Annotated in this window: 22 protein-coding genes; 13 read left to right on the forward strand and 9 right to left on the reverse strand. The window is 55.0% G+C overall.

What is annotated here, in order from left to right; genetic code table 11:
* Both BHV64_RS11650 and BHV64_RS11655 read left to right on the forward strand, forming a co-directional pair.
* The coding region (locus tag BHV64_RS11650) for a tyrosine-type recombinase/integrase (protein WP_288116046.1) at positions 1-717 on the forward strand (717 nt) is incomplete at its 5' end.
* On the forward strand, positions 714-1184 hold the full coding sequence (locus BHV64_RS11655; RefSeq protein WP_353744054.1) for a DUF6642 family protein: 471 nt from the start codon (positions 714-716) through the stop codon (positions 1182-1184). The genes BHV64_RS11650 and BHV64_RS11655, both read left to right, overlap by 4 nt.
* A 29-nt stretch (positions 1185-1213) precedes the next feature.
* On the opposite strand, the gene BHV64_RS11660 is transcribed toward BHV64_RS11655, so the two are convergent.
* The 7 genes from BHV64_RS11660 to BHV64_RS11690 all read right to left on the reverse strand — a co-directional run bounded on the left by BHV64_RS11660 (position 1214) and on the right by BHV64_RS11690 (position 7725).
* Positions 1214-2173, reverse strand: a complete 960-nt coding sequence (locus BHV64_RS11660) for an SDH family Clp fold serine proteinase (protein ID WP_288116049.1) — start codon at positions 2171-2173, stop codon at positions 1214-1216.
* Positions 2174-2451: 278 nt separating this feature from the next.
* Positions 2452-3420, reverse strand: coding sequence for a hypothetical protein (locus tag BHV64_RS11665; RefSeq protein ID WP_288116051.1), 969 nt, complete (start codon positions 3418-3420; stop codon positions 2452-2454).
* Positions 3421-3617: 197 nt separating this feature from the next.
* Complete coding sequence (locus BHV64_RS11670; protein WP_288116053.1) at positions 3618-4064, reverse strand: hypothetical protein; 447 nt, start codon at positions 4062-4064, stop codon at positions 3618-3620.
* Positions 4065-4071: 7 nt separating this feature from the next.
* Positions 4072-4674 (reverse strand): hypothetical protein, encoded by a 603-nt coding sequence (locus BHV64_RS11675; RefSeq protein WP_288116055.1) that lies wholly within the window; start codon positions 4672-4674, stop codon positions 4072-4074.
* Positions 4671-5537, reverse strand: a complete 867-nt coding sequence (locus tag BHV64_RS11680) for a PD-(D/E)XK nuclease family protein (protein WP_288116056.1) — start codon at positions 5535-5537, stop codon at positions 4671-4673. Before BHV64_RS11680 ends, BHV64_RS11675 begins: the two co-directional genes overlap by 4 nt.
* Positions 5538-6251: 714 nt before the next feature.
* Positions 6252-6500 carry a helix-turn-helix domain-containing protein gene (locus BHV64_RS11685; protein ID WP_168948847.1) on the reverse strand — a complete coding sequence of 83 codons (249 nt, stop codon included), beginning with the start codon at positions 6498-6500 and terminating at the stop codon, positions 6252-6254.
* Positions 6478-7725: a site-specific integrase gene (locus BHV64_RS11690; RefSeq protein WP_168948848.1), complete on the reverse strand. Its 1248-nt coding sequence runs from the start codon at positions 7723-7725 to the stop codon at positions 6478-6480. The genes BHV64_RS11685 and BHV64_RS11690 overlap by 23 nt, the downstream gene beginning before the upstream one ends.
* 649 nt (positions 7726-8374) lie before the next feature.
* Here BHV64_RS11690 and BHV64_RS11695 point away from each other — a divergent pair.
* From BHV64_RS11695 to BHV64_RS11720, 6 genes are all read left to right on the forward strand, one after another.
* Entirely contained in the window at positions 8375-9457 is a 1083-nt protein-coding gene (locus BHV64_RS11695) for an efflux RND transporter periplasmic adaptor subunit (RefSeq protein ID WP_217727350.1), read from the forward strand.
* 12 nt (positions 9458-9469) lie between these two features.
* The gene (locus tag BHV64_RS11700) at positions 9470-12511 is read left to right on the forward strand and encodes an efflux RND transporter permease subunit (protein ID WP_217727351.1); all 3042 of its coding nucleotides are present in this window, start codon (positions 9470-9472) and stop codon (positions 12509-12511) included.
* A complete protein-coding gene (locus BHV64_RS11705) occupies positions 12508-13851 on the forward strand; it encodes a TolC family protein (RefSeq protein ID WP_022062635.1) in 1344 nt (447 codons plus the stop codon). The genes BHV64_RS11700 and BHV64_RS11705 overlap by 4 nt, the downstream gene beginning before the upstream one ends.
* A gap of 700 nt (positions 13852-14551) precedes the next feature.
* Positions 14552-15001, forward strand: coding sequence for a thioredoxin (gene trxA / locus BHV64_RS11710; RefSeq protein WP_015547515.1), 450 nt, complete (start codon positions 14552-14554; stop codon positions 14999-15001).
* Positions 15001-15204 (forward strand): 4Fe-4S binding protein, encoded by a 204-nt coding sequence (locus BHV64_RS11715; RefSeq protein WP_217727352.1) that lies wholly within the window; start codon positions 15001-15003, stop codon positions 15202-15204. The genes trxA and BHV64_RS11715 overlap by 1 nt, the downstream gene beginning before the upstream one ends.
* Positions 15188-15541: a MarR family winged helix-turn-helix transcriptional regulator gene (locus tag BHV64_RS11720; RefSeq protein WP_015547513.1), complete on the forward strand. Its 354-nt coding sequence runs from the start codon at positions 15188-15190 to the stop codon at positions 15539-15541. Before BHV64_RS11715 ends, BHV64_RS11720 begins: the two co-directional genes overlap by 17 nt.
* Positions 15542-15616: 75 nt before the next feature.
* On the opposite strand, the gene BHV64_RS11725 is transcribed toward BHV64_RS11720, so the two are convergent.
* Positions 15617-16321, reverse strand: coding sequence for a FadR/GntR family transcriptional regulator (locus BHV64_RS11725; protein WP_015547512.1), 705 nt, complete (start codon positions 16319-16321; stop codon positions 15617-15619).
* Positions 16322-16619: 298 nt separating this feature from the next.
* Between BHV64_RS11725 and BHV64_RS11730 the strand changes: the two genes are divergently transcribed.
* The 5 genes from BHV64_RS11730 to BHV64_RS11750 all read left to right on the forward strand — a co-directional run bounded on the left by BHV64_RS11730 (position 16620) and on the right by BHV64_RS11750 (position 23851).
* Positions 16620-18218 (forward strand): thiamine pyrophosphate-dependent enzyme, encoded by a 1599-nt coding sequence (locus tag BHV64_RS11730; protein ID WP_217727353.1) that lies wholly within the window; start codon positions 16620-16622, stop codon positions 18216-18218.
* A gap of 6 nt (positions 18219-18224) precedes the next feature.
* Entirely contained in the window at positions 18225-18812 is a 588-nt protein-coding gene (locus BHV64_RS11735; RefSeq protein WP_015547511.1) for an indolepyruvate oxidoreductase subunit beta, read from the forward strand.
* Complete coding sequence (locus BHV64_RS11740) at positions 18809-20119, forward strand: aminotransferase class I/II-fold pyridoxal phosphate-dependent enzyme (RefSeq protein WP_015547510.1); 1311 nt, start codon at positions 18809-18811, stop codon at positions 20117-20119. Before BHV64_RS11735 ends, BHV64_RS11740 begins: the two co-directional genes overlap by 4 nt.
* Positions 20120-20123: 4 nt before the next feature.
* Entirely contained in the window at positions 20124-21419 is a 1296-nt protein-coding gene (locus BHV64_RS11745) for an acetyl-CoA hydrolase/transferase family protein (RefSeq protein ID WP_015547509.1), read from the forward strand.
* A 770-nt stretch (positions 21420-22189) separates the two neighbouring features.
* Positions 22190-23851: a putative transporter gene (locus tag BHV64_RS11750; RefSeq protein WP_015547506.1), complete on the forward strand. Its 1662-nt coding sequence runs from the start codon at positions 22190-22192 to the stop codon at positions 23849-23851.
* On the opposite strand, the gene BHV64_RS11755 is transcribed toward BHV64_RS11750, so the two are convergent.
* On the reverse strand, positions 23820-25265 hold the full coding sequence (locus tag BHV64_RS11755; RefSeq protein WP_022062629.1) for a mechanosensitive ion channel family protein: 1446 nt from the start codon (positions 25263-25265) through the stop codon (positions 23820-23822). The two genes, BHV64_RS11750 and BHV64_RS11755, sit on opposite strands and share 32 nt — an antisense overlap.
* Positions 25266-25298 lie beyond the last annotated feature (33 nt).

The raw sequence follows: 25298 nt of genomic DNA on the forward strand, positions 1-25298 counted from the left end.
ATCGACACATTCAGCGTATCGACCAAAAACAAATACCTGATTGCGGCGAAAATCTTTTTGGACGGGTTGCATCGGTTGAATTTGATTCCGCAGAAAATTACGGATCATGTTCGCGGATTTACGCAAAGCCGATTGCACCGCAAAGAGGGCTTGCAGGATGCCGACATCGGAAAGTTACAACGGTATTGTTCCGACTTACCACCTACACCACAGAATTTGAGATTGAGAGCGCTTGTCGCTCTCTTTTTGTTTCAAGGGCTTCGGCAGATCGAGGTCGTCCGGTTGGATGTCGGGGATATTGACCTGCGGAACAAGACCGCATTGATCCGCGGCAAAGGCCGGGACGATAAGGAGCCAATTCATTTGCACCCCTCGACGGTCCGGATGCTGCGGGAATATCTGAATTGTTACCGATTCCGGAGCGGCGCACTGTTCCGCAGTGACAGCAACCATTGCCGGGGCGAAAGGCTTACGACCAAATCGGTCCGGGAGATCATAAAGCGGGTATTCGCAGAGTTGGAGATCGACGGAAGCACGCATGGCTTTCGTCATTTTTTTATTACCAAGTTAATCAAATCCTATAAAGGGGAATTATTGATGGTGTCGAAATACAGTCGTCACCGGAGTATTCAGATGCTCGAAGTTTACAACGACGAGATTATCCGCGAGCAGGATTTACCTCGGTTTTATGAAGTCTTTAAAGAGATACGGATATGAAGAAGCAACCACCCCGGAATATCTATTGTTTGGAGGGAAATTGGAGAACTAATCCGCGGTGCAAACAAAGCGTGCGTCCGATGCTCGACATATTGCGGGATGCTGCAGGGATAAAATACATTTACCGCAAGTGCAACACGCGGGAAGAGTTCTTCGAATATTTGCGGCAATACACGTTCGAACGCTACCGGAACTATCCGATTCTATACATTGCCTTTCACGGCAGACCAAATAAAATACAAATCGGGCGGGACCTCGTGACGTTACGTGAGATTGCGGACGTTTTGGAGGGGTTTTTAGCGCATCGGATCGTTTACTTCGGAAGTTGTAGCACCATGCGCACGAAACGCGCGAATATCGACGATTTCCTACACCGTACAAAAGCAGACATCCTCGCAGGTTACAGCAAGGATGTCGATTTTATTCAAGCCACAGCGTGGGAGATGGTGTGGCTTTATAATATATAACACAAAAGTCCCATATATTGAACATATTATTATCTTGGGAGCACTATATTTTGTGCATTTTGAATAAATGCAATTCCATTTTGATTCTCTATGATTTTAAAAGCATTCGTTCCTGCTAATGTATGGATACAACTATGATGTATGGATAAGACCAAATCTTGAAGATGGTTGTCATCCTCCAATTTAATTATTTTTAGTCCAATATCTTGACATTTTCGTAGCGATAAATGACGGGCATGGGCTTTGTTTACAGAATGGTCTCCTAATTCTTTTAGGATTATTCTTACTTTTTCAGTCCTTTCATGTTTTTCTACATCTGAGAACATATTTCGATTTAGCCAATTCTCGACCATCTTTTCAGACCAGTCAATAGCTTTTTCACATTCTCCAATTAACGTTGGATTATATTTAGCAATTATTGGTTGCCAAATGGCTATTTTTGCTTGGGCATTCCCTGCAGCCTCAGCACTCTGAGGATGGGCGGCAGCCTCAGCAACAGCTTCTTTTATCTCACTATGGGCCCTTCTAAATTCTTCGACTAAACCATGGGCCGGAATTCCATTGAACTGAGGATCAATAGGTCCTAAACTTGATTGCAAACCCATAATAATTTCCTTACAAGAACAGGCAATCATTGTCCCTGCCGACATTGCTAATTGAGGTACAATCGCTCGTATATTATTACCAAACATATTATGTAGGTAATCAACAATAGATTCAGTTGCAGCTGTATCCCCTCCTGGCGTATGTAAAATTAAATCAAGCCCCTTATTACGGTCTAATTGATGAATTACAGTCATTAAACCATTTTTGTCAGCATCATTAACAGCAATACCATCAATATTCCCTTTTTGCAACCAGCCAGAGTAATATATAATAGTATTACGTCCTGTATACGATGATAAACTGTGAATATATCCTCGTCTTATAACATCAAAAGAACTACCCGCTCTTTTTAATTCTTCTCCGATTTCGTGCCAATTGGGCATAATTCTTCCGTATTAGTAGATTGCATTGTGACGAACCCTTTTTGATTCTGAGTATATTCAAAATCAAAAGTATTCTTTTTCAAAAAAGATAATCTTGAATACTCATCAGAAAAACCAATTTCTTCCAACATCAATGTAATATCCATTTTTTCCTTTTTTTATCAGATGCATTTGTAGATTGCCTACTTTTAAAGATAATATTCTACCGACAATTTATAAAGTTGTACTTTTAAACTAAATAGTTATAATCCATTTCTACTTATTGGAGTGTGGAAATCTTACACTTTTTTTGATCTTATGGCTCTTTTATAATCATGGACTGTCGCAATTTCTTCGCCAAAGCGTTCTTTTAACTCTGTTTCGTATTTACCGTATAAAAACGGCTGCATACTTTTTATTAAACTTGCTTTGCTCCTTTTTGCTTTTGTATATTCATCATCCCCGACATAATCTTTGAGATAAGCGAGGTAACGATCATAGCCGTCGGATACTGCAAATATATATCTTTTTATCCTATTTTGCAACACTTTCGATGAGCAATACGGAATCTTTGAATAGTCTACTATATCATTGGTGAAAACAATATCTTTCATGATAGATCGGAGCAAATAAACGCAAAATATAGCATACCGACGTTTAAGTAAATTTTCTGCTGTCGGATCGGGAAAACCAAAAGTCATTAGCTGTTTTCTCGATAATTTTATTTCATAGCGAAGTAGATTTTTAGGCAACTTTTCTCTATCGGCGGCTTTTATTTTCTTTTCCAGAATATAGTCTGCGATTTTATCGTAAAATTTAATATCATATTCCGCCATTTTGCATTTCCGACCGTATATTTTATTTGTTCCACTTCGCGGCGGCATGGGTATAAATTTATTGCCTTTGTATTCTGAAATCGTTTCAATATATTTCATCGGAGTTTCACCCATAGAGATATTCACTCCAATTTCAATGCTATTTATCCGAAAGGCTGAGAGTGGTACTCCAAGAAATGTTGCAATACCACGTAAAGTCTCTGCGGCTTCGCGGAATGTAAAAGGCTTGTAGTTATGCTTTTTGGCAAATTTATGCAGAGACCCCGTTATTCTTAATAATGAATATGTATGATAATAGGTTAACTTTAATGATCTCCATTGCCCACGTCGTAAATTTTTAGCTTCGTCAAAAATAGGCAAAAATTCATCTAACTTATCTTCGATAAGCCCGTCACTGATACCAGCAACTTGCATTATAATTCGGTCTATCATCTGATTTTGGATTCAATAAAAGCTACGGTCGTTAATTCGGTATACCCAAATATACAAAATCTCTACGATAAATTTGACCTTTAATGTTCGATAAGTGTAATTACAGAACATTGGAAAAGTAACAATAAAAGCGATCCCGAAAGATCGCCTTTATAATATTTGAAAATGTTAGGCCGAATTGTTAGCCCTCTAATTTTTTAGCGGGCATCGGGCTTACTGACTATTACAGTTTGTTTCATGCAGTCGATGATAATTTCACGGCCATCCCATTTGTACTTAAAGAATGTTGGCAGACCTTCGTAGGGATTTTCTTTAACATACGGTTTAACACCGTGTTCCACCGTAAGGTCCAAGTGATAACCGAACGGATAAGGAGTTCCAAACTCAATATTCCACAGTATCTCATTTTTGTTAAAACGACAACGATACGCTAACAACAGTTGTTCGTACTCGTTGAAGCCTTGGAAAACATCCTCTCCGCTGTCGAGAGTAGATTGGTACTTGAGAACTTCATTCATCTTTACGCGGTCAGCCGTACCGACAAGTTCTTTCAGTGCCTTAATGTCGAGATTGACTTTCTTGGGTTGTGCGAATCCGGTAGCTGCTACCAAAAGCGCAACGAGGATAAGAATAAATCTTTTCATAGGGTTTCTAATTTAGATCGGTTAATAGTGGATTTAAGATGTGTGTCATGAAATCATTGAAACAGTTCTCCATCGTTTCCTCGGTTAAATTTTGATCAGGGACGATATGCAGTTCGATAGATTTGTCCTCGATTTGAATATCCCATTTTTCTATCAGTTCCTTTTCGATATTCGTTGTGATTTTGTTGAACACGGATATATCGGGATTCATTTCTCCAACGGTTAGATTGAAGTAAATGATATTTTCTTGGTTGCCGGACATTGCATAGCCAATTATCACCGAAAATTCATTAACAATCTTTCGCCGGAATTGATTGTAAAATATCAATGAGGAATAGATTCCAACCTCGTTATGCAACTGAGGCATTTGTTTCCTGCCTTTTGCCCTTATATATGGGAATAAGGAGATTGTTAGTCGCTCGGAATTCCGTTCGTCAATTTCATATTTCAATTCCGGCTTGTCGTTCAGAAATTGTTGAACCCGATTTTGAACTTTGTCATAATACGATTCGAGGATTTCTCCTATGACATTCGTCGTGTGGCAAATAGCGTCGGCAAGCATCGGCATATTTGCCAGACATTCATTGGTTAATTGTGTTAATTTGTTCATAAGGCGATATTTTTTAATTGGGTGATTACGTTAGTGTAAAACTGATATATGCTAACTAATTGTCGGGATATTTGTTCCGTATCCGGCTTTTGTATCCGCTTGTGCGGCCCGTTGCATAACAACTGCATCAGAGCCGATAAATAATCTTCTGCAATACGGTCCAACGGTTCGCATTGGATAATCGCGTTAAATACGGAACAGTAATCGCAATAGCCCCACTGGTTATCCAATGCATCTTTTCGGTTGCAGTCCGAATAGCTGACGGTCAAATAATACCTGTCGTATGCAGGGAATGTCCGTTCTGCATAAATCCGATAATCGTCGATTTGATTTTTCCCGATACGCCCGTCCGAAAAGCGACTTTCGATTTTATTCTCGATAATTAACACCCACCGGTTCCGTTCATCCGTAATTGTCAGATCGGGAATCCGGCCCGTAATTTTTCCGCAGTCTTTGATCTGCTCCTCGGCTTTCACCTGATAGGTTTCACTGGCTTGAATGTGTTGTAACAATTCGTCTTTGCCGGATAAACATTCCGCAGATTTTATTAATGCCGATAAAATAGCCTTGTTGGATTCGAACAGATGAGCGAGATATAATGTATGTGCAGGCTCGTAAGCATGCTTTTTAATGATAGCTAAGCATGATGGCCGTTTCAGAAAAGCATAGCGATCTAAAAAGGGTGCAACATATCTGTTGTAATTCTTGTCAACCTCATGCGGGTAGAGTGCTTTGATTTTTGCGAGGGCGTCGAGTTGGCTGTTTACCAATGATGCCTCTGCAAGAATTCGCTGTTCCTTGTCTTTTTCGACAAGGATTTTCAGCTTCGCTGTAAGTTCATGGAATTGTTCGGGTGTAGGCATAAAAAACGTGGACCTTTAAGTTTATTTGTTTCTGAGGTATCGCCAAACACCTTACTCCCAAATAAGTAAAAGCCCACGCTGGAATACAACGTGAGCATCAACTTTTACCCTTGGGAGTTCCTTTAAATTGGCGATTTTCAGAAACAAGAATATAAGCTAACGCTTTATATTAATATGTCAGTTATTTTAAATATCTCTGTTTATTGTAATTTTAATTGGTTCCGAAAACAAAGTTAGAAATTTTCCGCGGGACTGCAAGAAAAAATTACAATGGCTGGATTTCCAGAAATCCGTTCTTATCTATACAGACTACCCGTACCTATTTTGAAATTTATTCCAATTTAAGGGGTGGGGTCTGTAATTCGCATCTGCTCGCAGTGCTACCTGCATACCCCTTACCTGCGAATTAGGTTGACACGGATTTATACAATCTTTGTATATATATGCACTTCGTATTGATAAATACACACATTAAATTACTTGCCGCGATCTGTTTCAAATTAGCTGTATCTGCAAATTTAATTTCAAATGCGCACTGAAACACAACCGCCTTTTTACCCCTTTTTCTACTGGTTGCTACGGTTAACCTGATTTCAATAAAACGCTATAATGTACTATACATGAATAAATTAATTTGGTCCTTTCAAAATACAAAAAAGTGGTTAAACCGATTCAACCTCGTCGGCACGGAATTATCCCCGATTACAAAGGAATCTATTTAAGTTTTAACAACCGGGCGCAATTATCTTTCAACCACGTCGAACAATGACTTTTCCGAATCAATGCGACAACTTCTTCCGGATAATACCGAATTATCCGTGGACTGATACGAACGTAATTAAGGCGTCCTTCATCCCGGTATTTTTGCAATGTGCGCAAACTGACATGCAAAATGTCCGCAACTTGTTGCGAAGTAAGCAATAGATCACCCCAATTTCTGCTATTCTGCTCTTTTGTATCCATGATTATTCAACTTATTCAATACATCAATTGCATCATTCATCTGCGACTGCATGATCTTCGCATAAATTTCCGTCGTGCGAATACTGGCATGGCCGAGTAAATCCCGAATTACAACCATATTCTGCCCTGAACGAACCAAACGCGACGCAAAGGTATGTCTTCCTACGTGCGTCGAAAGGTTTTTCTTGACACGCGCTAAAACGGCAACTCTTTTCAATGCAAGATTGATTCGCGCCACGGCGCAATTTTCCGCACAGACTTTTTCCTCCCTTGACATGCTGTCGTATTCATAAGGCAAAATTCCCCGGAATATAAAACCATCCGGCGTGATGGGAACACCTGCCGTTTTATATCGTCTTTCACGCATGGCGCATATCTCTTTAACAAGATCGCTCGCAGGTATTTTAAGCTGACGGTCTGTTTTATCCATAATGATCTGTATATAATGCCCGTCATAATTCTGCCAGCGCAATTTCAAAATATCGCTGATACGTATTCCCGTTTCGGATTCAAACACGAATAACTGCCGCGCATCGTATAATTTTCCCTGCATAATCAATTTTAAATTGCGTACACGGAAATATTCCCGCTCCGACAAGCAGGGGCGTTCCGTCGGTGTGGATTTCATTTTATATTTGCGAAAGGGATTATTGCGAATATCCAAACGAAATTCCTCATACATTTCCGCAGTCAGTTCTTTCAGCGTCTTCATATTCGTCGTTACGGTATTGATTGAATTTCCCAAATCCTCCCGCAAATAGTTTTCGTATCGCAATAAAAGTTCGTAAGTCAAATGGCTCACCGAAAATTGATCTTTTCCGATAAACTTTTTAAATTTCGTAATATGGGAATGACATTTATTATAAGTCCGGACGCTCGTATTTTCTTTACGCGATAAATAATTCTGCGCATAAACAAACATATCCGCTGTTGTTCTTTTATGCAACCGATCACGCACCGCATCGATTCCACGCTCAGGCTCCATGGCTTCACACAATACAACGACTTTGTTAACCTCTGCGATTCTCCTGCGTAATTCATTATTGAGCCGTTCATGCTGCAAGTCGGATTTTTTCACTATTCCCCGGGATGCATCCCAGTTCTCTGGCTTTACACGGATCAATGTTACATACATTGAACGACGCTCGTGCGTAATTCGCATACACACGGGCAAGACTCCTTTTTGATTGGTTTTGTCCTGACGAAGAATAATAGCTGTTCTCATAATTGTATAATTTTAATGAAACATAAACAGCGGGTAAAACATAGGTAAAACATTTTACCACGTAGGACAACAAATAATATAAAAAGTTTTGACAATTGCAAACGGGTTAGAAGTTGAAAATTAGGCGTTTGCTTTTTCAAAAACTTTTTTGTATAATTGCGAAGCAATATTATGCACAACTGTCGGTGTCACAAGGAGGGAAAGGCAAATGCTTTTCCCTCTGTTGTTTACAGCCGCTTGCAATTTGCAGGCGGTTTTTTCGCATCTTGTTTCGAGCGGTTTTCACGGCGAAATCGGGAATTTATTTAAACCAATGCGTAAACCGAAAAATCCCGATGAACACGGCCATCGAGACGATCGAAAAATGCAGTGACGCGTAAAGCCGGCATTATTTCACCTCCGAATTTTTCCGTTTCACCCGTCCGAAACCGGACAATCGGACAAAGTTTTCTAATTCTATATTTCAGCAACCGGCTCGTTTCGCTGTCAAAAGCCGACGGTCAACACGCTTTTTAGGCATTTTCGGCATCGTTACGACACTTTTATTCGTCGGAAAGGGCACCAGAACCGGACGCCCATTCGGTTTTGTATCCATCCGCCTTTTTCGTATCTTTGCATACAATACCCTACGCAAAACCGGACTCTCGCAATGAATAAGAAAAAGAAATGGATCATCACAGCCATCGTTCTCGTGGTATTCTGCCTGATCCTGGGCCTCTACAATCTATTGAACGACAAAACTCCGGCATCGGATGACGCCGCCAAAGCGCCGATCGCGCCCCGCAGACAGAGCACCCTCAACGTCAACGGACGCATCGTCCGTCCGCAGCGGCTCACCGACGGCATCACCACGGTGGGCAACCTGCTGCCGGACGAGGAGGTGGACCTCTCGTTCGAAACCTCGGGCAAAATCGTGGCGATCAACTTCCAGGAGGGCACCGTCGTCCGCAAGGGCGAGCTGCTGGCCAAGGTCAACGACCTGCCGCTCGTGGCCCAGCTCTCGCGTTACGAGGCGCAGCTCAAATTGGCCGAAGACCGCGTTTACCGCCAGAGCGCCCTACTCAAAAAAGACGCCGTGAGCCAGGAGGCCTACGAACAGGCCCGCACAGAACTGGCGATGCTCAACGCCGACATCGACATCGTGAAGTCGAACATCGCGCTCACGGAGCTGCGGGCGCCGTTCGACGGCGTGATCGGCCTGCGCAACGTCAGCGAAGGCGCCTACGCCTCGCCCAGCGTCGTGGTGGCCAAGCTCACGAAGATTTCGCCCCTGAAGATCGACTTTTTCGTCCCCGAACGCTATGCCAACCAGATCAAGCCCGGCACGCGCCTCTCGTTCACCATCGAGGGACGGCAGGAGCGTTTCGAAGCCGCGGTTTACGCCACCGAATCGAAGGTCGACATCGCCACCCGCACGCTGGCCGTCCGGGCGAAGTATCCCAATACGCAGGGCAAACTGCTGCCGGGACGCTTTGCGACGGTGCAGATCCGCATGCACGAAATTCCCGACGCCATCGCCATCCCGACCGAGGCCCTCGTGCCGGAGATGGGCGTCGACAAGGTATTCCTCTACAAGGGAGGCAAGGCGCACGCCGCGGAGGTGAAAACCGGACTGCGGACCGATTCGAGCATCCAGATCATCGACGGGCTTAACGTCGGCGACACGCTCATCACCTCCGGCACGTTGCAGCTGCGCGAGGGGCTTCCCGTGAAACTCGACACCGTCGAATAAACCCTCCGCCGCATGAACATTTCCGAACTGAGCATCCGGAGGCCCGTCCTGGCGTCGGTGCTGACGATCATCATCCTGCTATTCGGTCTGATCGGATACAGTTACCTCGGCGTGCGCGAATTCCCGAGCGTCGACAACCCGATCATCTCGGTCTCGTGCTCCTACCCGGGCGCCAACGCCGACGTGATCGAAAACCAGATCACCGAGCCGCTCGAACAGAACATCAATGGCATCCCGGGCATCCGCTCGCTGTCGAGCGTCAGCAGCCAGGGCCAGAGCCGCATCACCGTCGAGTTCGAACTCTCGGTGGACCTCGAAACCGCCGCCAACGACGTTCGCGACAAGGTTTCGCGCGCCCAGCGCTACCTGCCGCGCGACTGCGACCCCCCGACCGTAACCAAGGCCGACGCCGACGCCTCGCCGATTCTGATGGTCACGATCCAAAGCGACAAGCGGTCGCTGCTCGAATTGAGCGAGATCGCCGACCTGACGGTCAAGGAGCAGTTGCAGACCATCAGCGACGTGAGCGGCGTGCAGATCTGGGGCGAAAAACGCTACTCGATGCGCCTGTGGCTCGACCCCGCGAAGATGGCCGGCTACGGCATCACCCCGACCGACATCAAGACGGCCCTCGACCGCGAGAACGTCGAACTGCCTTCGGGCAGCATCGAGGGCAACACCACGGAGCTGACGATCCGCACGATGGGACTGATGCACACCACGCGGGAGTTCAACGACCTGGTGGTGCGCGAAGACGCCGACCGCATCATCCGCATGAGCGACGTGGGACGCGCCGAACTGGGTCCGCAGGACACGCGCAGCTACATGAAAATGAACGGCATTCCGATGGTGGGCGTCGTCGTGATCCCCCAGCCGGGCGCCAACCACATCGAGATCGCCGATGCCGTGTACGCACGCATGGAGAGCATGAAGAAGGACCTCCCGGACGACGTGGTCACCTCCTACGGATTCGACAACACGCGCTTCATCCGCGCCTCGATCGACGAGGTGAGGACCACCGTCTACGAGGCTTTCATCCTGGTCATCATCATCATCTTCCTCTTCCTGCGCAACTGGCGCGTGACGCTGATCCCCTGCATCGTGATCCCCGTGTCGCTGATCGGCACGTTCTTCGTGATGTATGTCGCGGGATTCTCGATCAACGTGCTGTCGATGCTGGCCGTGGTGCTCTCGGTGGGACTGGTCGTCGACGACGCCATCGTGATGACCGAAAACATCTACATTCGCATCGAACGGGGCATGACGCCCTTCGACGCCGGCATCGAAGGGGCCAAGGAGATCTTCTTCGCCGTAATTTCGACCTCGATCACGCTGATCGCCGTCTTCTTCCCGATCGTCTTCATGGAGGGCATGACGGGCCGCCTGTTCCGCGAATTCAGCATGGTGATCTCGGGCGCGGTGGTCATCTCGACCTTCGCCGCGCTGACGATCACCCCGATGCTCGCGACCAAGCTGCTCGTGCGGCAGGAGAAGAAGAGCTGGTTTTACAGCAAGACCGAACCGTTCTTTGTCTGGCTCAACGACTTTTACAGCCGCACGCTGGCCTCGTTCCTGCGCCGCCGGTGGCTGGCCCTGCCGCTGGTCCTGCTGACGATGGGACTCATCGGCTGGCTGTGGAGCGCCATCCCGGCCGAGATGGCCCCGCTGGAGGACCGTTCGCAGATTTCGATCAACACGCGCGGCTCGGAGGGCGCCACCTACGAATACATCCGCGACTACACCGAGGACATCAACCGCCTGGTCGACTCGCTCGTGCCGGAAGCCTCGTCGGTGACGGCCCGCGTGTCGAGCGGCTCGGGCAACGTCCGCATCGCCCTGACGGACATCGCGACCCGCAAACGCTCGCAGATGGAGATCGCCGAGCAGATCTCGGCCGCCGTGCGCTCGAAGACCAAGGCCCGCGCCTTCGTGCAGCAGCAGAGCACCTTCGGCGGACGCCGCGGGCGCATGCCCGTGCAGTACGTGCTCCAGGCCACCAGCCTCGAACGGTTGCAGGAGGTGCTGCCCGAATTCATGCGCAAGGTTTACGAAAGCCCCGTGTTCCAGATGGCCGACGTGGACCTGAAGTTCAGCAAGCCCGAGGTGCGCATCGAGGTCAACCGCGACAAGGCCAACCTGCTGGGCGTCTCGACGCGCAACATCGCCCAGACGCTCCAGTACGGATTGAGCGGCCAGCGTCTCGGCTACTTCTACATGAACGGCAAGCAATACGAAATCCTGGCCGAGATCAACCGCCAGCAGCGCAACAAGCCCGCCGACCTGCGTTCGATCTACGTGCGCAGCGACAAGGGCGAGATGATCCAGATGGACAACCTCATTTCGCTCGCGGAGAACGTCGCGCCGCCGCAGCTCTACCACTACAACCGCTTCCTGTCGGCCACCGTGTCGGCCGGACTGGCCAAGGGCAAGACCATCGGGCAGGGACTCGACGAAATGGACCGCATCGCCGACGAGACGCTCGGCGACGACTTCCGCACGGCGCTGGCCGGCGACTCGAAGGAGTTCCGCGAAAGCTCGTCGAGCCTGATGTTCGCCTTCATCCTGGCCGTCATGCTGATCTACCTGATCCTCGCCGCGCAGTTCGAGAGCTTCAAGGACCCGCTGGTGATCATGCTCACCGTGCCGCTGGCCATCGCCGGCGCGCTGGTCTTCATGTGGGGCGCGGACCAGACGATGAACATCTTCAGCCAGATCGGCATCATCATGCTGATCGGACTGGTGGCCAAGAACGGCATTCTGATCGTCGAGTTCGCCAACCAGAAACAGGAGGCCGGGCTGGACAAGATGCGAGCCATCGAGGAGGCCTCGCTGCAACGCCTGCGCCCGATCCTGATGACCTCGGCCTCGACCATCCTGGGCCTGCTGCCGCTGACCGTCGCCACGGGGGAAGGCGCCAACGGACGTATCGCCATGGGTATCGCCGTGGTGGGCGGCATGGTGGTCTCGACGCTGCTGACGCTCTACATCGTTCCGGCCATTTACAGCTATGTATCGACGAACCGAATCAAGAAATCGAAACACAACGACGCATGAAAATAGCATTTTTAGCGGCCCTGCTGCTGGGAATCGGCAGCGCCGCCGGAGCGCAGGAGGCGCCGCCGGCTCGGGAGGCGTCCGCTCCGCTGACCCTGCGCAAATGTCTGGAGATCGGGCTTGAACAGAATTACGACGTGCGCATCGTGCGCAACGAGGAGCGCGTCAGCGACAACAACGCCACGGCGGGAAACGCCGGGATGCTCCCCACGGTCGACCTCTCGGCCGGGTACACGGGCACGCTGGACAACGACCGCACCGTCACCCCGCGCAACGGGGACGCCACGACCGAGACCGGCGTCTACGACCAGACGGCCAACGTCGGGCTGGCGGTGAACTGGACGCTGTTCGACGGACTGCGCATCCGCACCAACTACAAACGCCTGAAGGAGATGCAGCAGATGGGCGCGCTGAAGACGCGCATCACCATCGAGGACTTCATGGCCAGCCTCACGGCCGAATATTACAACTACATCCAGCAGACGCTGCGCCTGGAGAATTTCCGCTATGCGGTCTCGCTTTCGCGCGAGCGGCTGCGCATCACTGAAGCGCGCGTCCAGGTGGGCAACTTCTCGCGCCTCGACCTGCTGCAAGCCCGCGTCGACTTCAACGCCGACAGTTCGAAATACATGTCCCAGCACGAACTGGTGACCGCCTCGCGCATCCGCATCAACGAACTGCTGGCCAACGAGAACCTCGACGAGAGGTTCAGCATCCCCGACTCGGTGATCCGGGTCAACGCCACGCTCGACTGGAACGACCTGCTGGCCAAAACCCTTTCGGCGAACGCCTCGCTGCTGATGGCCGAGCACAACAGTTCGCTGGCCGAACTGGACCTGAAGACCGTTCTGGCCCGGAACTATCCCTATGTGAACCTCACGACGGGCTACGGATACACCTACAACCGCTACGGCACGGGAGGGAACCTTTCGCGGGGAACGCTCGGGCTGAACGCCGGGGTGAAGGTGGGCTTCACGATCTTCGACGGCAACCGCCGCCGCGAACAGCGCAACGCCCGCATCGGCGTCGAGAACGCGCAGCTGACGCAGCAACGGCTGGAACAGTCGCTGCGCGCCGACCTGTCGAATTTCTGGCAGGCTTACCGCAACAACCTCGAAGTGATCCTGCTCGAGGAGGAGAACCTGATCGCCGCCAAGGAGAATTACGAAATCGCCATGGAACGCTACCTGCTGGGCGACCTGCCGGGCATCGAGATGCGCGAGGCGCAGAAGAGCCTGCTGGACGCCGAGGAGCGCATCCTCACGGCGCAGTACAACACCAAACTGTGCGAAATCTCGTTGCAGCAGATCAGCGGCAACGTGATGGTCTATCTGGAATAATCCGCGAGAGTTCGCATTCCTTCGCCATCAAAACATTTCGCACGCTTCGCCTGCTGTTCTTTGCCGCTTTTTGGTCGGCGGTTAACCGCGGTCTTCGCCCGCGGAAGCTTATGTACTTTTTGACCGCAAAAAGTACCAAAAACTCTCCGACAGATGCCTTCGCCTACTTCGCTCCGTCTAACGTTCGCCCGCCTAAGAGGCGGGTTTTAGGGGGCTGCGCGAACATTCATAAAACAGGCGCATTATCGCTTGGAGCGGAACAAGAACAACCGACAGCCTGCGTGCCCGGAGCGGGAGGCTGGCAAAGGCGTCCGCAGGCGAGGGCAGACAGCGTGCTGTTTGCCGAGCCGCCACAGCCTTTACGGCGCGTGTTTTTGCGCCGTAAAGGCTTGATCTTGCTGCGCCCGCTCAACGCGGGTCGGAGAAGACTCCCGCGAAAAGCGACATGCGGATGGTTCTGGCGCTTTTAACTTCGCTACGCTCGTTTTCCTCCTTCTGGCACGGCATAGCCCGCAAGCGGTCTCTGCTCGCGCTGCGTGCGTCGGTTGACATCAAAAGTACATAAAATTCCCGCGGGCGAAACCCGCCGTTTTCAAATCAGTGAATCATCAGATTACAATATTTTCCATTGGAAATTTGTTTTATCGGAAAATAAAATCCATCTTTGCATCGTTATTGATAGAGAACAATAAAAAACAAGATGAAAAAACTGCTCATAACCGCTTTCGCGCTGCTGGCCTTCGCCGCCGGAAGCCAGGCACAGACAAACAACAAAAACGCAAAGAATATGAAAACGATCGCATTGACCAAAGCCGACTTTCTGAAGAAGGTCGCCGACTATGAAAAAAATCCCGAGGAGTGGAAATACCTCGGTGACAAACCCGCCCTGATCGACTTCTACGCCTCGTGGTGCGGTCCCTGCAAGGCCCTCGCACCGGTGCTCGAAGAACTGGCCGCCGAATACGGGGACCGGATCTACATCTACAAGATCAACACCGAGGAGGAGCAGGAGCTTGCCGCGGCGTTCGGCATCCGCTCGATCCCCACGCTGCTGTTCATCCCGATGGAAGGCAAACCCCAGATGGCCCAGGGCGCCCTGCCCAAGGCTTCGCTCAAGGAGGCCATCGACAAAGTGATGCTGGGTAAATAATGGCGCTGACGGTCGACGCCCTGCTATGCCCGCAGAACCACCGTTGCCCGCTGATCCCGATCTGCCCCGCGGGCGCGATCTCGCAGGAGGGGAACTCCCTTCCGCGGATCGACCCCGGAAAATGCATCGAATGCGGCAAATGCGTGAAACGCTGCGGCATACAGGCGGTATATAAAGCGAAGGAACATGGACAAACTTTGTAAGATCCGCGACCTTCAGCGCGCCGTGCACCAGTTCGAAAGCGCGTTCGAAAAACGCTACGGCATCTGCCTGAACGAGGGCATGACGCTGTGCAGCCTCTCGAAAACCGGGCGTCTCTGCCCGGGAGAGCTGGGAGAACTGCTGGGACTCACGCCGTCGAACACCTCGAAAGTGCTCCGCTCGGTGGAACAGAAAGGACTGGTGACCCGCGAACTCTGCAACGAAGACCGGCGCCAGATGTACTACTCACTCACGCAACAAGGACGCGAACTGCTCGCTTCGGTCAGCTGCCGGGAGGTGGAAACACCCGAAATCCTGCGCGACTGGCTCTGCGGGTAGCACGTGACGCAACCAAACACAGCAACGGCTGTCCTTCCGGGGACAGCCGTTTGTCGTTTCGGGACGGCAGGAGCGCTATTCGAGAAAATGGTTCTCGTCGTTGAAGGCCGCAGCGAATTCGCTCAACGACTTGAGGTGGCGGCGCTGCATCGCGACGGCCCCCTCCTCGTCCTTCTCGCGGACGCAGCGCAGCAGTTCGCGATGCTCGAAATAGACCTCCTCCTGCGGAACCGTGCAGACACGGTAACGCTGGTAATAACGCAGCACGTCGGGCGTGATGACCAGCAGCATCGACGCGATCACCGGATTGTGCGCCCCGCGGGCCAGCGCCTGGTGGTAGGCGAAGTCCTTCGAGACACGCTCCTCGGTATAGAATTTCGCCTCGCACTCCTCCAGCGCCCGTTCGATGTTCTCCAGATCCTCCGCCGTACGGTTGCGGGCGCAGAGCTTGATGGCCTCGATTTCGAGCAGCACACGCACGTAGACCAGCGACGCGAAGTCGTACTGTCTGATCTGAAGCGCGTCGGTGATCATGCGTTCGAGCACCTGCATCTTCTCCTGGGCGACCACCGTGCCGCTCTGGGGGAAGGTCTGGACGATGCCGTAAAATTCGAGTTTCTGAAACGCCGCACGCACATGGGCGCGGCCGACGCCCAACATGTCGGCCAGCCGCCGCTCGGCCGGGAGGCGTTCGCCCGGCTGCAAACGTCCGGAATAAAGCTCATTCTTGATGTATTTCAGGACGGTTTCCACCTGTTTGATGTTCGGCGAGTTGTTCATGGGTTATTCTTTTGCAGCACAAAGATCGCAAAAAAACCAATCAAACCAAACAATTCCGGCAATTTCGTGAACGTCCCGCAGATTCCGCTCCGCAAAGTCCCCGCCTCCGGGAAAAGCCGAAAGGCCGGATACGGGCCGCACGGCGTCCCGGAGCGCATTTTACATTTTTCAACCAGAAACCGGGTCGAAACCTATATTTTTTCCCGATTCCAGCCGAATGTCTGATAAATTATCGCCAAATATTGGATTTTAATTAAATTTTCCTAAATTTGTAAAAAGTGAACCAGACCGTAAGCTCATGGCAAAACGAGAACTCTTACTCGGAGACGAAGCCCTCGCACTGGGGGCGCTCCACGCGGGACTGTCGGGTGTCTATGCCTATCCGGGCACACCCTCGACCGAAATCACGGAATACATCCAGCAGCATCCCCTGGCTGCGCAGCGCAACGTGCACCGCACGTGGTCGTCGAACGAAAAGACGGCCATGGAGGAGGCGCTCGGCATGTCGTTCGCCGGCAAGCGCGCGCTGGTCTGCATGAAACACGTGGGGCTGAACGTGGCGGCCGACGCCTTCGTCAACTCGGCGATGACCGGAGCCAACGGCGGACTGGTGGTCGTGGCAGCCGACGACCCCTCGATGCACTCGTCGCAGAACGAACAGGATTCGCGCTTCTACGGGAAATTCGCCCTCGTGCCGACCTTCGAGCCTGCGGACCAGCAGGAGGCATACGACATGGCGAAGGCCGCCTTCGACCTCTCGGAGCGGTTCCGGATTCCGGTGCTGATGCGCCTGACGACCCGCATGGCCCATTCGCGGGCCGTCGTCGAGACGGGCGAGGCGCGCGCCGAAAACCCGTTGAGCCATCCCGAACAGCCCCGCCAGTGGGTGCTGATGCCGGGAAACTCGCGCGTGCGATACCAGACGCTGCTGGAGGATTACGCCCGGCTGGAAGAGGAGTCCGCCGCCAGCCCGTTCAACGCCTATACGGAGGGTCCGGACAAACGGCTGGGCATCGTCGCCTGCGGCATCGCACACAACTACCTGATGGAGAACTACCCCGACGGATGTCCGCACCCGGTGCTGAAAATCGCGCAGTACCCGCTGCCCCGCACGCTGGTGCGCCGTATCGCCGCCGAGTGCGGCACGCTGCTGATCCTCGAAGAGGGCCAGCCCGTCGTGGAAGAGATCGTCCGGGGCGTACTGACCAATCCCGTGGCGATCCGCGGACGCCTGACCGGCGAACTGCCCCGCACCGGGGAGCTGACGCCCGACAGCGTGCGCGCGGCCCTCGGCATGGCGCCCCGCCGGACGCACGCCGCAAACGGAATCGTCGTACCCCGCCCGCCCGCGCTCTGCCAGGGATGCGGACACCGCGACATGTACACGGCCCTGACAGAGGTGATCCGCGAGGAATACCCCGCGGGCAAGGTTTTCAGCGACATCGGCTGCTACACGCTGGGGTGGCTGGCGCCGCTGCACGCCATCGACACATGCGTCGACATGGGGGCCTCGATCACCATGGCCAAAGGCGCCGCCGACGCCGGACAGCACCCTTCGGTGGCCGTGATCGGCGACTCGACCTTCACCCATTCGGGCATGACGGGCCTGCTGGACGCCGTGAACGAGCGCGCGGACATCACGGTCATCATCTCGGACAACCTCACGACGGGCATGACCGGCGGACAGGATTCGGCCGGAACGGGCCGTCTGGAACAGATCTGCGCCGGCATCGGCGTCGATCCCGCACATATCCGCACGGTCGTGCCCCTGCCCAAGAACCGCGAGGAGATGAAGGCCGTGATCCGCGAGGAGATCGCCCACCGGGGCGTCTCGGTGATCATCCCGCGAAGAGAATGTATCCAGACCGCAAAGCGACACAACGCTGCTAAAAAGTAAAGGCTTATGAAACGCGACATCATACTCTCGGGCGTAGGAGGCCAGGGAATCCTCTCGATCGCCGCCGTCATCGGACGGGCCGCCCTCGAAGACGGGCTTCACATCAAGCAGGCCGAGGTCCACGGCATGAGCCAGCGCGGCGGCGACGTGCAGTCGAACCTGCGCATCTCGTCGTCGGCCATCCGTTCGGATCTCATTCCGCGCGGCGCGGCCGATCTCATCGTCTCGATGGAGCCGATGGAGGCGCTGCGCTACCTGCCGTGGCTCGCCGACGACGGATGGGTAATCACCGGCATCACGCCGCTGATCAACATCCCGAACTACCCGGAGGGCGAGACCCTGCGGCGCGAACTGGAAAAACTCCCGCACGCCGTAGTCCTCGACGCCGACGCCGTCGCCAAAGCCGCCATGGCGCCCCGCTCGGCCAATATGGCGCTGCTGGGAGCCGCCGCGCCGCTGCTCGGAATCGACGCCGCGAAACTGGAGTCCGGCATCCGCGCCATCTTCGCCCGCAAGGGCGGGCAGGTCGTCGAAACGAATCTCGCGGCGTTCCGCGCCGGCTACGAAGCGGCCCAAAAACAGACAAAGCCATGAAAATACCGTTCGACAGGTCCTGCCTGCGCTCCGCGCTGGAGCGGATGGACATAGCCGACATCGCGCAGGCCACGATCCGCCAGTCGGGCGACATCGCCCGCACGATGGAGCGCGACACGGGCGTGGAGTTCCTCCACCTCGAAATGGGCGTGCCGGGGCTGCCGCCCGAACGGGCGGGCGTCGAGGCCGAATGCGCAGCCTTGCAGGCGGGCGTCGCGTCGCAGTATCCCAACATGTTCGGCATTCCGGAACTCAAGACGCAGGCGTCGCGCTTCCTGAAAGCCTTCCTCGACGTGGAGGTGGCCCCCCGGGGCTGCATCCCCACCGTCGGGTCGATGCAGGGCAGCTTCACCACATTCCTGCTCTGCTCGCAGCTCGACCCGCAGCGGCGCAAAATCCTCTTCATCGACCCCGGATTCCCCGTGCAGCGCAGTCAGGTACGCATTCTCGGCATTCCCTCGGAGTCGTTCGACATCTACGATTACAGGGGCGAAAAGCTGGGGCCGAAGATCGAGAGCGTCCTCGCCGCAGGCGACGTGGCGGCCATCGTCTACTCGAACCCCAACAACCCGGCGTGGATCTGCCTCACGGAGGACGAGCTGCGCACGATCGGCGAGCTGGCCACGCGGTACGACGCCATCGTCATCGAGGACCTCGCCTACCTCTGCATGGATTTCCGCAAACCGTTGGGACGGCCTTTCGAAGCCCCCTACCAGGCTTCGGTGGCCCGCTACACGGACAATTACATCCTGCTGGTCTCCGGGTCGAAGATATTCAGCTACGCCGGGCAGCGAATCGCCGTGGCGGCGATCTCCGATGCGCTTTTCCGCCGCGAGTACCCCGCCCTGCGCCGGCGTTACAACATCGGACGGCTGGGCGACGCCTACGTACTGGTCTTTCTCTATGCGGCCTCATCCGGCACGAGCCATTCGGCGCAGCACGCCCTAGCGGCAATGTTCCGCGCGGCGGCCGACGGCGAACTGGACTTCGTGGGCGAAGCCTCGGAGTACGCCCGGCGCGCCCGGCTGACCAAGGAGACGTTCCTCCGCCACGGATTCCGCATCGTCTACGACAAGGACCGCGACGAGCCGGTCAGCGACGGATTCTTCTACACGGTCGGCTACGGCGCGATGACCAGCGCCGAACTGTTGAGCGAGCTGCTGCTCTACGGCATCTGCGCCATCTCGCTCACCTCGACCGGCAGCCGCCAGAGCGGCATCCGCGTCTGCGTCTCGCAGATGAACCGCCCCGAACAGTTCGAAATGCTCGAAGAACGTTTAACCGCTTTTGCAGAAAATAACCGCTGACAACATGCACTACACGACTGCCGCGGAGGCGGTAAAACTCATCCGATCCAACGACAGCGTCTACATTCAGGGCAGCACCTCGATCCCCGAAGCGCTCGTGGCCGCAATGGCCGAACGGGGCGGCGAACTGGAGCATGTGACGGTCTATTCGGCCTTCGCCGTGGGAGCCTTCGACGCCCCCTACTGCCGCCCCGAATACAAGGAGTCGTTCCTCGTCAACAGCCTGTTCGTCGCCAACAACATCCGCAGGTGGCTGGCCGACGGCTACGGACAGACCATTCCGGCCTTCCTGGGCGAAATCCCCGCGCTGTTCCGCGACGGCACGCTGCCTCTCGACGTCGCACTCATCAACGTCTCGCCGCCCGACGCCGAAGGCTACTGCTCGTTCGGCGTCTCGGCCGATCTGGCGGTTTCCGCCGTGGAGTGCGCCAAGACCATCATCGCGCAGGTCAACCGGGCGATGCCCTACTCCTACGGCGACGCCGTGATCCACACCTCGCGCCTGGCGGCGGCCGTGGAGGTCGATTCTCCGCTGGTGGAGGTCCCGACGGCCGTGCCGAGCGAAACGGAACGGAAAATCGGCAGCTACATCGCCGAACTGATTCCCGACGGGGCGACGTTGCAGATCGGCGTGGGCGGCATTCCGAACGCCGTACTGGCGGCCCTCGGCGGCCACCGGCATCTGGGACTGCACACCGAGGCGATGACCGACGGCGTGCTGCCGCTGCTGGAAAGCGGCGTGATCGACAACTCGCAGAAAGCGGTGATGCCCGGCGTGACGGTGGCCTCGCTGGCCCTCGGCTCGCGCCGGCTGTACGACTACATGGACTACCGCAAAGACCTCGTGATGAAGGACGTGGCATGGACCAACGACCCGTTCCGCATCCGGCAAAACCCGAAGGTCATGGCCATCAATTCGGCCGTGGAGGTGGACCTCACGGGGCAGGTGTGCGCCGACTCGGTCGGAATGCGCATCATCTCGGGCGTGGGCGGCCAGCACGATTTCATGTACGGCGGGGCGCTGTCCGAAGGCGGCAAGACCTTCATCGCCATCCCCTCGACCACACCCAAGGGCGAATCGAAGATCAGGGCGCTGCTGTCGCCCGGCGCGGGCGTCGTCACGACGCGCCACATGGTCCAGCACGTCGTCACCGAATACGGCGTGGCGCACCTGCGGGGCCGCAACCTCGCAGAACGCGCCCGGGCGCTGATAGCCGTGGCGCACCCCTCGGTCCGCGAGGAGCTGGAACGCGCCGCAGCCGAACGCTTCGGCTATTCGTTCCTGCGCCTCAAAGCATAAAGCCCGGCCCGGTCCCCGAAAAGACCGGGCGGGCCTTTTTACCGATAGGCAGATATTCCGCAATCACCTCTTTTTCGCCCCGACGGCCGCCGCACGACCGGCGCGATCCGCCATGCGCCCGGGGAACCGGGAACCGCCCCGCGAAGCGGCTGCGGCCCGAAGGCTCGGAACACGCGGTGGCCGTCCGGGACACAGATGCGCCATAACAGCCGCGAATACGCCGGCGTCTCGCTCGACATCCCGATCTTCAACCGCCGTGCCGCGCGCAACGACATCAGCAAGGCGCAGCTCGCCGTGCGCAGCCAGTAGCTCGCCGTCACCCAAACCGTGCAGGCCAAATACGAGTTCGTTTTCCGTCGAAGATTCCCGATTTCCACCGCGGGAAGCCGTTGCAACTCTGAAAACGGGAGATTCTGATAAACGAATTCAAACAAAAAGGGTGACCTAAAACGGTCACCCTCGCTGCTACCCGGAACATCAAGTTCCTAAATAATCCGGGCGGCTGCCGGATTGAATCCCGGACCTTCTCCGGCAGAAAAGTCCTTCGTGCGTCACTGATGATCTGTGTTTATCCCAGCAATACAAAAGTAGACAAATTATCCCAACCCACAATAGGTAGAGCGTTTTTGTAATAAGGCTCGACCAAAATGTCACACCCCGAAAAGGCAAAATAATACGCCCGGACGCATACGGACCACTTTTCGTTCTGCAAAAAAGCGGCAATCCGGAAAATTTGACCTACTTTTGCAACGGTTTCAACAGTTGAAGGAATGGAATGGCTTAAAGAATTGTTCGTCGAGCACTCGGCTTTGCAGGCCGTCGTGGTGGTTTCGCTCATCTCGACGATCGGTATCGGACTGGGAAAGATCCGCTTTTTCGGAATCTCGCTCGGAACGGCCTTCATCTTCTTCGTGGGCATTCTGGCCGGGCATTTCGGGCTCTCGCTCGACCCGGCGATGCTGACCTATGCCGAGAGTTTCGGACTGGTGATCTTCGTCTACGCCCTCGGCCTTCAGGTGGGGCCGGGCTTCTTCAGTTCGATGCGCGCCGACGGACTGCGGCTCGTCTCGCCCGCCATCGCCATCGTGCTGCTCGGAACGGCCCTGGCCATGGCGATGAGCTACGCCTTCGGAGTCTCGATGCCCGACATGTCGGGCATTCTGTGCGGCGCGACGACCAACACCCCGGCGCTGGGCGCCGCGCAGCAGACGCTGCAACAAATGGGCATCGACGCCAACGGAGCGGCGTTGAGCTGCGCCGTGGCCTACCCGCTGGGCGTCGTAGGCGTAATTCTGGCCGTGGTCTTCCTGCGCAAGCTCTTCGTGCGTCCCTGCGACATGCCGGGACCCGACGCCGAACACCGCAAGAACGTCTTCATCGCCAGCTACCGCCTCACCAATCCCGCGGTCTTCGGCAAGAGCGTCCACGAAATCGCGACGCAGAGCCACCACCATTTCGTCATTTCGCGCCTGTGGCGCGACGGGCGGGTTTCGATCCCCACCTCGGACAAGACCCTACAGGAGAACGACCTGATCCTGGTCATCACCACGCCCGGCGAGGCCGACGCCCTGCGGCTGATCTTCGGCGAGCAGGAGACCAAGGACTGGAACACGGAAAATATCGACTGGAACTCCGTCGACAGCCAGCTCATCTCGCAGCGCATCCTCGTGACACGCCCCGAAATCAACGGCAAGAAACTCTCGCAGTTGCGCCTGCGGAACACCTACGGCATCAACATCAGCCGCGTGTACCGCTCGGGCGTGCAGCTGCTGGCCACCCCCGACCTGCGTTTGCAGCTGGGCGACCGTCTGACCGTGGTGGGCGAAGCGGAGGCGATCCGCAACGTCGAGAAAATCCTCGGCAACGCCGTCAAGAGCCTCAACGAACCCAACCTCGCGGCGGTGTTCATCGGCCTGATCCTCGGCCTCACGCTGGGAAGCATTCCCGTGGCGATCCCCGGGATTTCGATTCCCGTGAAACTGGGACTCGCAGGCGGCCCGATCATCGTCGGCATCCTGATCGGCACGTTCGGCCCCCGGCTCCACATGATCACCTACACCACCCAGAGCGCCAACCTGATGCTGCGCGCACTGGGCCTTTCGATGTACCTCGCATGCCTCGGGCTGGATGCCGGAACCCACTTCTTCGAGACCGTCATGCGCCCCGAGGGGGCCTTGTGGCTCGGCATCGGATTCGCCCTGACGTTCGTGCCGGTGGTGCTGGTGGGGCTGTTCGCCCTGCGGGTGCTGAAGGTCGACTTCGGATCGGTCTCGGGACTGCTGTGCGGCAGCATGGCCAACCCGATGGCGCTCAACTACGTGAACGACACGATCGAAGGCGACAACCCCTCCGTATCCTACGCCACGGTCTATCCCGTGTGCATGTTCCTGCGCGTGATCATCATTCAGGTGATGCTGATGCTGGTGCTTTAGCCTCCTCCGGGGCGGGCTGTTCCGCCTGCGGCCTTTGCGGGGCGGCCGGCCGGGATGCATGCAGGGGCGGCGCATTTTGCGGGGCGGCCTGTGAGGAGGCCTGCGGTGACGCCTGCGGGGGTGTCTGCGAGGGTGTCTGCGCGTTTGGAAAAAAGGCATTGCGCAGCGAGGCGACGTCCTCCCCCGACGGATTCTGAAAGACCCGCAACCCGAATTCGGGAATCACGGCCAGCACATGATCGAAGACATCCGACTGAATCCCCTCGTAATCCACCCACACGACCGTATCGGTAAAGAAATAGAGCTGCATCGGAAGCCCCGTTTCGGTGGGCTGCAACTGCCGCACCATCAGCGTCATATCCTTGTTCACCGGAACCTCGTTCCGAAGGTAGCGGACCAGATAGGCCCGGAAAACCCCGAGGTTGGTCTGATGCAGGCCGTTGATCCGCCGTTCCCCGGAGCCGATGCCGTGCGCGGCGTTGTACTCCTCGACGCGGCGTTCGGTCTGATCGACGTAGTCGCGGATCAGGTCGATCGTACGGTAGTGGTCCAGCATCTCGGGGGTGCAGAAACGCACGCTCGTCATGTCGATCGCCACGGAGCGCATCACGCGCCGCCCGCCCGAAAGCTGCATGGCGTGCCAGTTGGTGAACGAATCGGTCGTCAGCAGGTAGGGCGGCAGCATGACGAGCGTGTTGTCCCAATTGCGGATCTTGACCGTCGTGAGCGACACCTCCTCGACGTTGCCGTCGGCCCCGTACTTGGGGATCGAAATCCAGTCTCCGACCTTGAGCATGTCGTTGGCCGCGAGCTGAATGCCCGAAACGAAGCCGAGGATGCTGTCACGGAAAATCAGCATCAGCACGGCCGCCGAGGCGCCCAGTCCCGTCAGCAGGATGGCGGGCGACTTGTCGAGCAGGATCGAAACAATCAGAATCGTGCAGATCAGCAGCGCAATGCCCTGCGCCGTCTGCCGCAGGCCCTTGATGGGTTTGTTCTGCCAGGCGGGACGCGCCGCAGCGATGTGGAAGGCAGCATAGAGCAGGGCGTTGACGAAGCGGAAAACCGAAAAGACGATATAGGCCTCCATGAACCGCAGGACGATGACGCGCCCGGTGGATTTCTCCTCGAAGACCACCGGGAGCACGACGGCCAGCAGAATGGCGCTCAAAATATGACACATGCGCCGGAGAACCGGAACGCTGAAAAGCGTGTCGTCCCACTTGGCCCGGGTGCGCTCCACGAGTTTCCGCACCCCGTGTACGATGCCCAGTTGCAGCAGCAGGTCGAAAACCACGGCGGCCAGCACCACGAGCACGAAAGCCGCCCAGCGGTCGAGCGCATCGCCGGTGGCCGAAGTCAGGCCCAGCCATTCGAGCAGGGCGTGCGTCCAACGTTTCAGAAGTGTCTGCATACCCGTACCCGCATCAACTTTCGGGCCTCAACC

Origin of the sequence: Alistipes sp. 56_sp_Nov_56_25 (genome assembly GCF_001915285.1) — a bacterium.
GTDB lineage: Bacteria > Bacteroidota > Bacteroidia > Bacteroidales > Rikenellaceae > Alistipes > Alistipes shahii.